At 43.4% G+C, this 9,758-nt stretch carries 6 protein-coding genes; all 6 read right to left on the bottom strand.

The window, feature by feature from the left end:
- Nucleotides 1-24: 24 nt before the first annotated feature.
- The 6 genes from ACUVJL_RS18105 to ACUVJL_RS18080 all read right to left on the bottom strand — a co-directional run bounded on the left by ACUVJL_RS18105 (nucleotide 25) and on the right by ACUVJL_RS18080 (nucleotide 9,385).
- The gene (locus ACUVJL_RS18105; protein ID WP_445247129.1) at nucleotides 25-759 is read right to left on the bottom strand and encodes a peptidylprolyl isomerase; all 735 of its coding nucleotides are present in this window, start codon (nucleotides 757-759) and stop codon (nucleotides 25-27) included.
- 54 nt (nucleotides 760-813) lie between these two features.
- Nucleotides 814-2,520, bottom strand: a complete 1,707-nt coding sequence (locus ACUVJL_RS18100) for an HlyD family efflux transporter periplasmic adaptor subunit (protein WP_445247128.1) — start codon at nucleotides 2,518-2,520, stop codon at nucleotides 814-816.
- A gap of 236 nt (nucleotides 2,521-2,756) precedes the next feature.
- Nucleotides 2,757-5,492, bottom strand: coding sequence for an ABC transporter transmembrane domain-containing protein (locus tag ACUVJL_RS18095; RefSeq protein ID WP_445247127.1), 2,736 nt, complete (start codon nucleotides 5,490-5,492; stop codon nucleotides 2,757-2,759).
- A 10-nt stretch (nucleotides 5,493-5,502) separates the two neighbouring features.
- Nucleotides 5,503-6,129, bottom strand: coding sequence for a helix-turn-helix domain-containing protein (locus ACUVJL_RS18090; protein ID WP_445247126.1), 627 nt, complete (start codon nucleotides 6,127-6,129; stop codon nucleotides 5,503-5,505).
- A 524-nt stretch (nucleotides 6,130-6,653) separates the two neighbouring features.
- The gene (locus ACUVJL_RS18085) at nucleotides 6,654-7,607 is read right to left on the bottom strand and encodes a CHAT domain-containing protein (protein ID WP_445247131.1); all 954 of its coding nucleotides are present in this window, start codon (nucleotides 7,605-7,607) and stop codon (nucleotides 6,654-6,656) included.
- A 1,568-nt stretch (nucleotides 7,608-9,175) separates the two neighbouring features.
- On the bottom strand, nucleotides 9,176-9,385 hold the full coding sequence (locus tag ACUVJL_RS18080; protein ID WP_445247130.1) for a hypothetical protein: 210 nt from the start codon (nucleotides 9,383-9,385) through the stop codon (nucleotides 9,176-9,178).
- Between the last annotated feature and the right edge of the window lie 373 nt (nucleotides 9,386-9,758).

Here is a 9,758-nt window from a genome sequence, read left to right as displayed (position 1 = left end):
TAGATAAGAGAGTTTTAGATTGTTCTAGATGTCCGTAACAATTTCCACTCGATTAAACTGTTGCTTAATCCATTCAGAAAATAAATCTGAACCAATCTGATGCCGTAACGTATTATCCAATTGTGGCTTAACCACTTCCTCGACCAAAATCAAATGTACTCCCTTAGCCGTTACAATAGGCTTTAGAACTTGCTGCGGTTTAGCAGCAAAAACAGCAGCAGAAATCTCCGGCTTCATCTCTGTGCGCCGCACAATTCCCCGATATCCCCCACGACGACGTAACTCAGTATCCTGAATATATTGTTGAGCAATTTCAAAAAAACTCATCTCTCCCTCTTGCAAAGCATAAAACAGTTCCATCGCCAAATCTTCATCATCTAGCACCACTTCATAAATCACAGCACCAGCATAATCTAATTGATGTTCCACAAACCAAGGCTCAATCTTGTTACCAAACAGATGTTGTACCAATTTTCCAGACATCACACTTGTATAAACCATTTCCTCAAAATCATCTAAAGACAGGCAATTTTTCTTCAACCATTCCCAGGTTTCATCAGCAGTCTTCAGTTTGCTGATTAACCGCATTTGATCAGCAGCTTGCTGTAATTCTTCCGCCTCCACTTTGATACCCGCCTCCGCTGCCGCATCCTTTACTACCTTCCGAGTAACAATTTGCTCCACAATAGAAGGAATTTGGCAGGATAACTTCACTTGCTGAAGGATATCTTGAGCCGAAATAGTAATAGCTTGTGACATGACATTCTCCTAAAAGGTAAATTTGATTCAATAATGGGTAGATTACCCGCTGAATTACAGCTTTAAATCGCCTTTTTGTAACTTCTTAAACGGGTCAAGAATAAAGTCAATCAGGCGACGCTGACGGATAATTATTTCAGCCGTAGCTGGTTGACCCGATTTAAAAGGAATACACTTACTCTTTGGCTGAAGACAACTCTGAGATAACTCAATTTCCACATCATAAGTAGTTACATTCCCTTGCGCTGTTTCCGTAATCTTAGAGTTGGGGGATACCCAACTCAATTTGCCTTTCACAACTTCGTAATCCTGGAAAGGATATTCATCAAATTTTAGATTGGCATCTTTTGCTTGATTACCTGAGCGTAAAGACTCGCTTTCGGAAGTAAGAATCTGTCCCTTGAAAACCAGGGCAGTACCCTTTCTTGCAATCTCAGCAATCAATTGTTTAGGTTGTACTACTGCACCTTCTCGGGTAATAGGAAGCGAAAAAATAGTCCCATCAAAATCAGAACGTATCAAATATTTCTTTAGCTGCTCTTTAAGAGAACTAATCTGATTTTTTGTTTGTTCGATTTCTGATTGAACACCAGCAATTTGCGTGTTTAAATCAGTAAGCTGCTGTTCGATTTTTGAGACAGCTATTGTTCCCGATTGAACCAAGCTTTGATAACTGCGTTTTTGTTCTTCCAAACGCAGCTTACCTTGCTCAATATCAGATTGAGCCTGGCGAATAATTCTCTGGTAGTTACCCTGCTGCTCTTTTAGACGCAGTTCAGCTTGTTTAATCTCAGACTCAGCTTGGTGAATAATCTTCTCATAACTACCTTGTTGTTCTGTTAAACGAGATTCTGTTTGGGAAATATCTGATTGCGCTTGTCGGCGTTGTTGATAGTTTTCTTCTACCGATTGTACTATTTCTTCAAGTCGGTCTTTTGAAATCGCACCGGCATCAAAAATTATTTTATAGCGTTGGAGTTTTTCCTGAGCTTTCCCCAAACGAACTGCTGCTAAATTATAAGCAGCTTTGCTAGATTCAATGCTTTTCCTTGCTTGAGCAACTTGTGCAAGTTTTTCTTCTTTTTGGAAGTTGTAAGTCGCTTTCAAAGCATCAAAACTCTGCTGTGCTTGTGCCAATTGTGCGATTTTCTCTTCTTTTTGAAAGTTGTAAGCAGTTTTGAGGGTATCAAAATTCTGCTCTGCTTGAGCGACTTGTGTTTGTTTTTCCAATTCTTGAACTTTACTTTGTTGCTGTTGAGCAGCAATAGCAACCCCAAACTGATTTTTCTGGATTTCTAATTGGCTAAGCCGATTTATTTGCCCTTCTAACTTAATTTGATTTTGTTGAATCTCATCACGAATTGATTTAGAGTCCAGTTCTACTAAAATCTGGTTAGCTTTTACCTCATCCCCTTCTTTGACGCGCACTTTAACCACTGCAACGCTACCTTGAATATCTGCTTCTCGCTTAACGGTATTCCCCTTAAGTTCAAGCCTTCCTCTAGCAGAACCTGTTTCATCCACCTTGTAAAGCATTGACCAAGGTAAAACGATACCTACAAAAACTACCAAAAAATACAGTAAGCCTCGCGTCCAAGTTTTGGGCAAAGTATCGAGTAATTCTTTGGTAGCATAAGACCAATCATCAGTATAAATAACTTGGTCATTCGTAGAGTTAGGAAACTCTTTTTCAGTCGATAAAGTTTCTAATTCGTGGGAGTTAAGCTCAGAACGAGGAAATGAGTTTGATGAGTTAGGCATATTTGACAAGAGTTAATAGTGGTTTTCAGACTATAGCAATCCTAAATCAGTTTCAATAACTGGTTAACTTCCAGGAAGAGCCTGGGAACCGATGTAAGCGAGGCTCTGCCTCGGCCCAGACTATGGAGGCAGAGCCTCCGGATATGCATTACCAGGCAGAGCCTGGTAACGAGTATAATCATTTAGGATTGCTATATGTAAGGAAAAGTTGGGTAACTTTTGTGTTTGGCTATCTTTCACGCTGCAACATCCAGTTGTTGGTGATTGAGATAAAAATACTGCCCGCGTTTAGCCATCAACTCTTCGTGAGTTCCTTTTTCCACCAAAACGCCTTTATCCAATACCAAAATTAAGTCAGCATTACGCACTGTTGAGAGGCGATGAGCGATAATTATGGTGGTGCGGTTTTTGCGAATATTGGTGAGATTATTCTGAATAATTCGCTCGGATTCAGCATCGAGGTGACTTGTAGCTTCATCGAAAACTAACAGTTGAGGATTCCCTAATAAAGCACGAGCGATCGCAATTCTTTGTCGCTGTCCTCCAGATAACATTCCTCCACCTTCTCCTATTTGGGTTTCGTACCCCATAGGTAGCTTTTTAATAAACGAATCTGCCCCAGCTTGTCGCGCTGCTTCCATAATTTCTTCTAGGTTAGCTGATGGTTGTCCGATGCCAATATTTTCTCGAATTGTACCGCCAAATAAAAAGGTATCTTGGTCAACTACACCTATTTGAGAACGCAGCGATCGTAACAAGATACTGTTTATATCTTGACCATCAATTAAAATTTTTCCATCCGTAGCAGGATAAAGTCCTAAAATTAGTTTAGAAATGGTTGTTTTTCCAGAACCACTACGACCAACTAAGGCTACAGTTTGCCCTGCTTTTACTTCAAGACAAAGATTCTCTAAAACATTAACCTCGCTTTCTGGGTGATAGCGAAAAGTGACTTTATCAAAGAAAATATTACCTTTAATTGGCGGTAAAGTTTGCCGAGATTGTTGCTGTAAATCTTCCTCTGGTTCCGTTTCGATTACATCATGGATGCGCTCGATCGCAATTACCACTTCCTGCACTTGATTCCACAGCACTGTCAATCGCTGAAACGGGCGAATAACATTACCCAGCAACATATTAAAAGCAACTAATTGTCCCGGTGTAAGTTCACCTTGAATTACCTGCCCCGCACCAAACCACAACAAACCTGTTGTTACCACAGCCTCGATCGCACCACTGAATATCTGGAGTCTATTCCCAATCACCTGTCCGGCAAAGTTGCTTTTCACTGATTTATTGAGTAGTTCTTCCCAATGCCAGCGGACAGTTTGCTCAACAGCTAAAGATTTAACAGTGCGAACCCCCGTGAGTGCTTCAATTAGATAGCTGCTTTCCCCTACCAAAGAATTAAATATTTCCCTGGAAGTTTTTTGCAAGAAAGGGGTAGCAATTAAAGCCAATAAAACAAAGGGGGGAATAATTAGCAAGGCCAGTAGGGCCATTTTCCAACTATACCATAACATTAGTCCTACATAGATGAAAACTGTTAGTAAATCCAGTAGTATAGATAAAGCTTCACCAGTAAGGAAGCGTTGAATTTTATGGTTTTCTTGAACACGGGAAATGATGTCCCCAACATAGCGCGACTCAAAGAAGCTGAGAGGCAAACGAAAGGTATGTCTGATAAAACCAACAATTAGCGCTAAATCTACTCGATTGGCTGTTTGGTCTAGCAAATATTGCCGCAGTCCGGTCATGGCAACTCGGAACAAGCTAAAAATTAGCAACCCCATTCCAAATGCAGCTAAAGTCAACTGACTTTGGCGTTTGACTACATTGTCCAAAATTATTTGAGTGAATAGTGGCGTAATCAATCCAAAAATTTGGATAAATACGGAAGCTATAAAAACTTCAAACAAGACAAGACCGTGCGGTTTAGCTAACTCAAAAATTTGCCAAAATGGGGTACTGTATTCTTGGGCATCTTTAATTAAAACTGTGGGTTGCAATAACAAAGTATAGCCAGTCCAACCAGCTTTAAATTGAGAGTGAGTAAGGGTGGATTGACCGATCGCTGGATCTCCTACGATGACGTGCTTCCGGGTGATTTCGTAGACTACGACGTAGTGCTTACCTTCCCAATGGGCGATCGCAGGTAGATTTTGTTTTGCCAATTGGTCTAAACTGGCTTTCACGGGTCGGGTAGAAAATCCGATACTTTCTGCTGCTGCTGATAAACCTCGTAAAGAAGCACCATTGCGATCGACATTAGCCATATCCCGAAGTCGATTAACGCTAAAGCGCTTGCCCCAATAGCTAGCAACCATTACTAAGGAAGCAGCACCACAGTCAGATGCACTTTGTTGTGCAAAAAAGGGATAACGGCGGGTAATGCCCTGCCACAAGTGACCCACTTGCAATGTGGGACTGGGAAAGTAAGCTTTACTAATCTTTTTCTGGTTTTTTGGTTCGATTGGTAATGTATAATCCAGAAAAGCTGCGTTTTTTTGACTCTTGTTTTCGTTTGCTAAGGTAGTCTCAGTTCCTGTGAGTAGGGAATCTCGCAGAACTGCCTGGTGATGAAGATGCTCTCGAATTTTAGGATATTTGCGACTTAGTTTTAAAAAGTTATCTCCCGAAATAAAATAGAGTTTTAGTACATTTCTTGTAGCTTTTGCTGAGTAAGATTCAAATGACTCTTCTGGAAACAATGTTAGCTCACCAAATGATTCGCCTGCTTTCAAGGAAAGGGGTTTATCATTCTGACTGCAGGTTAACCGCACTTTTCCTGTAACAATAATGTAAATGCCACCTTGAGCGTTTTGCGAATTCCAAAATTGTTTTAGTGGCGGAGGCTCTATAACTTGGATTTTTTGGCGTATTTCACTTATTTCTTTGTCGAGAAATGATTGCCCAAATGTTGTTTCGAGTAGCTCATTAGAAATCAATAGATCAGATTGATTCAGAATCATAGTTGTACTCTCAACGAATGGGATTGAAAGGCAAAAATTCCGACGACTCCCAGACAGAGATTTCTGTGAGATCGCCGATCGCCAGGCGGTTTTTTCCCTGGGCTGTGGTATTCTGTATGGGCACGGCTTTTGGTCGCGTGGATAGACCCATATCTTTGAGCAAGCGATTGATGTGGCGATCGCTCAGTTCAATCCCGAATTCTTTAGCGAGATGCTTGCTTAACCATTGTCCTGTCCAGCGCCGGAACGAGTAGCCGTAATCCTGCGGGCTATTGCTAGCCAGTTCTTTCAGGCGTTCTAGGTACTGGTCATTTACGGTTTTAGGCCGGCCAATCGGGCTATCATTCCAGTTGTGAGCTTGACCAGCCTGTACCATTAAAATCCAATGGCGCGCCGTTCCTTGAGAACATCCCAAAATTTCACAGATTTGGGTTTGAGTTTTATCCTCCGCAGCCAGCAACATAATTTGGATACGCTGGCGGTACAGTTCGGGTAAGTTGCTTTCTAGACTTTTTTGCAAGAGTTTGCGCTGAAAAGGCGTCAATAGATCGTGTTGGTTAAGGCGCAACGGTTTTGAGCGATCGCTATCAGACTGATCGCCTGCATCACTGTCGCATTGGAAGGGATAACATGACATAGTGGCACCCTGATGAGACTCTAATATCATATCCGATCGATTAACCATAATATTCCGGTCGGGGCGGGTTTTTGAGATGGTCAATTATTGGCAGGTATTGTTGGCGAACCCTCCCCTACAAAAATCGCGGTCTCTCGACCGGACATGATATAAAACCTTATTTGGAGACACAAAGATCTCAATATGCACCGGCTTCTTTTATTGGTTCTACCCCCACCATCAGGCTGTTAAAAGAAGACAGTGATTATTTCGGCAACAGTTCTCACTACAGCGTCCGGGCTGCGTCGCTACCATATTCGGCTGACCGTAAATAGATTAATACTATAGCAATCCTAAATGAGTCATAAATTTTTTACCCCACCCCAGCCCTCCCCGCGAGTTCGGGGAGGGAGTAAGAAATTCACAAATGATGCGAGGATCGCTATATCGATCGACTAAAACAAATCTTGTTACCAAGGATTGCGTATCTGTAAGGTGCGCACTGCACACCCTACAGATAGAGGTTCTGCGTAAGTCCTCTGTTTTCACCAAGGATTGCCAATCATTCTAAAACCAGACCAATAATAAGGATGAGAGAAATTCTGAGTCCCCTGGTTTGCCAATTGCGGAGGTAGCGGCAGATTGCCAAAAGAAGTGTGCAGCATCCCCCCTTCAATTCGCACGTCTCGGCGCAACATCGCTAATTGCGCTTGCCGCAGTGCTTCTGTTTTAATCGGAGCAGTTTTTAACTGCGCGTAAAACTCCGCCATCAATGCCAAACTGCCCTCGTCGCTGACATACCAGAGAGTCGCCAGAGCGGATTTAACCCCGGCTTGCACGGCTAACCCGCCAAAGCCCAACTCGGCCTCTCGATCGCCCACAGCAGTCCTGCAAGCACTCAAAACTAACATTTCAACTTGCGGGTTTTGCCATCCCATTTGCCGCAACTGATCTAAACGCAATTTAGTATCCCACAACTGAATAAAGGATTCGCTGGGTTCTCCCGATCGAAATTGGGCGTGAGTAGCCAAGTGAATCATCCCATAAGACTGCTGCTGGGGCTGCGATTTCAAATTGGCCAGGGTGAAAGCTTCGTTCAAGAAAGACTTGCCCGGCCACTGCTGCGGCGTGATTGTCGCTACTTCTGTTTCCACTGCAGGCAAAGGACTCATATTTGCAAATTGCGACGCCCCCATTGCCAGAACTTGGGTATTTTTGAAATTGACGGGGCGGGTATCTGTCAAACTGAGACTCGGCATTGAACCAACACTGTAACGCTCTATCAAAAAGCCTTTGCCGTCGTGCAGGGCTGCCATGGGTATCGATCGCAACCCCATATCTGAGATAAAAGATAAATTCTGAATACCTTGGGCTTGCAGCTCTGCTTCAAGGGGCGCTACTATCCACTGGTAGAGCTGCTGAGCCACGGGCAAATAACTTTTAGTATTGCGCTTTACCGGATTAGTCACTTCCGCGTGAAATTTCTCAATAGCTTCCATTATCTGGGCGCGAGAGGTTCCAGGGATGCGGTGGCGAACCGGCGCGAAATCCGGCGCGATCACCATCAGTTCCAGTTCGTCAGAGGCTTGAAGTTCCTGTTCTACCTTCAAGAGGGGCCCACTTCTGTAAGACCGAGGAAGTGTAGAACCCTTGGGTACAAAGCTGATATAGATGAGAGCTGGTTTGATGCCTGTGGCTTGTTGGACCCTGCGAAGGGTATTTTGGGCATCTTCTAGGGTGCCGAGCACAGTTGTTGATGGCGACAAATTTAGGTAATCGGAAAACTCCCTGCTCAATCTATCCTCTACCCGAAAAATAGCTGCTGTGACGTTAGATGGCAAGTTGGAAGACTCAGCATTCGGAGACGCCACAGGTGAATTGCCCTGTTGCAAGGAATTAGATATCTGGTTTTGCGGTTGCAAGCTGGGGGAGAATAAAGGATTTGTGCTGGGTGGCAGGTTTGGTGCCAGATCCTGTGTCGGTATCGGTCCGAGATTTATTCGCGCTGCAGCAGGCGCAACCGCTTGATTTTGAGTATTTGTCTGTCCCCGCGGCAAATTTGATACTGGTGCTTGATTTTGAGTATTTGTCTGTGCCGCCTGCAAATTTGATACTGGCGCTGGATTTTGAGTATTTGTCTGTGCGGTCTGCAAATTTGATAATCCGGCTAGATTTTGATTAATTGTCTCTGCGATCGACCAATTTGATACCGCTGCTTGATTTTGAGTATTTGTCTGTGCGATCGGCAAATTTGATACCGGCCCTTGATTTTGAGTATTTGTCTGTGCGGTCCGCAAATTTGATACCGCTGCTTGATTTTGAGTATTTGTCTGTGCGGCCTGCAAATTTGATACCGGCCCTTGATTTTGAGTATTTGTCGGTGCGATCGGCGGATTTGAAACCGGACCTTGATTTAGAGTCTTTGTCTGTGCGGCCTTAAAATTTGATACCGCTGCTAGATTTTGATTATTTGTCTGTGCGTCCGTCAAATTTGATACCGCTGCTTGATTTTGAGTATTTGTCTGTGCGGACTGCAAATTTGATACCGCCCCTTGATTTTGAGTATTTGTCTGTGTGTACTGCAAATTTGATACCGAACCTTGATTTTGAGTATTTGTCTGTGCGGCCTGCAAATTTGATACTGCTGCTTGATTTTGAGTATTTGTCTGTGCGGCCTGCAAATTTGATACTGCTGCTTGATTTTGAGTATTTGTCGGTGCGGCCTGCAAATTTGATACTGCTGCTTGATTTTGAGTATTTGTCGGTGCGATCGGCGAATTTGATACTGCTGCTTGATTTTGAGTCTTTGTCGGTGCGATCGGCGAATTTGATCCCCGCCCTTGATTTTGAGTATTTGTCGGTGTGATCGGCGAATTTGATCCCCGCCCTTGATTTTGAGTATTTGTCGGTGCGATCGGCAAATTTAATACCGGCCCTTGATTTTGAGTAATTGTCTGTGCGATCGGCAAATTTAATACCGGCCCTTGATTTTGAGTAATTGTCTGTGCGATCGGCAAATTTAATACCGTTCCTGGATTTTTAGTATTTGTCTGTGCGATCGGCAAATTTAATACCGTTCCTGGATTTTTAGTATTTGTCTGTGCGATCGGCGAATTTGATCCCCGCCCTTGATTTTGAGTAATTGTCTGTGCGATCGGCAAATTTGATACCGTTCCTGGATTTTTAGTATTTGTCGGTGCGGTCGGCAAACTTGATACCGTTCCTGGATTTTTAGTATTTGTCGGTGCGGTCGGCAAACTTGATACCGTTCCTGGATTTTTAGTATTTGTCGGTGCGGGCGGCAAATTTGATACCGCTGCTTGATTTTGAGTATTTGTCGGTGCGGGCGGCAAATTTGATACCGCTGCTTGATTTTGAGTATTTGTCGGTGCGGTCGGCAAATTTGATACCGCTGCTTGATTTTGAGTATTTGTCGGTGCGGTCGGCAAATTTGATACCGTTCCTGGATTTTGAGTATTTGTCGGTGCGGTCGGCAAATTTGATACCGTTCCTGGATTTTGAGTATTTGGCGGTGCGGTCGGCAAATTTGATACCGTTCCTGGATTTTGAGTATTTGGCGGTGCGGTCGGCAAATTTGATACCGTTCCTGGATTTTGAGTATTTGTCTCTGCAGGCGGCAAATTTGATAC

Origin of the sequence: Microcoleus sp. OTE_8_concoct_300 (assembly GCF_031383065.1) — a bacterium.
Lineage (GTDB): Bacteria > Cyanobacteriota > Cyanobacteriia > Cyanobacteriales > Microcoleaceae > Microcoleus.
Note: the sequence above shows the minus strand (reverse complement) of the source record. Positions and strands in the feature narration are given on the sequence as shown.

Excerpts from the sequence above, each read along its gene's own strand:
- ACUVJL_RS18105 (WP_445247129.1), bottom strand. The coding sequence starts at position 759 with ATGTCACAAGCTATTACTATTTCGGCTCAAGATATCCTTCAGCAAGTG.
- ACUVJL_RS18100 (WP_445247128.1), bottom strand. The coding sequence starts at position 2,520 with ATGCCTAACTCATCAAACTCATTTCCTCGTTCTGAGCTTAACTCCCAC.
- ACUVJL_RS18095 (WP_445247127.1), bottom strand. The coding sequence starts at position 5,492 with ATGATTCTGAATCAATCTGATCTATTGATTTCTAATGAGCTACTCGAA.
- ACUVJL_RS18090 (WP_445247126.1), bottom strand. The coding sequence starts at position 6,129 with ATGTCATGTTATCCCTTCCAATGCGACAGTGATGCAGGCGATCAGTCT.
- ACUVJL_RS18085 (WP_445247131.1), bottom strand. The coding sequence starts at position 7,607 with ATGGAAGCTATTGAGAAATTTCACGCGGAAGTGACTAATCCGGTAAAG.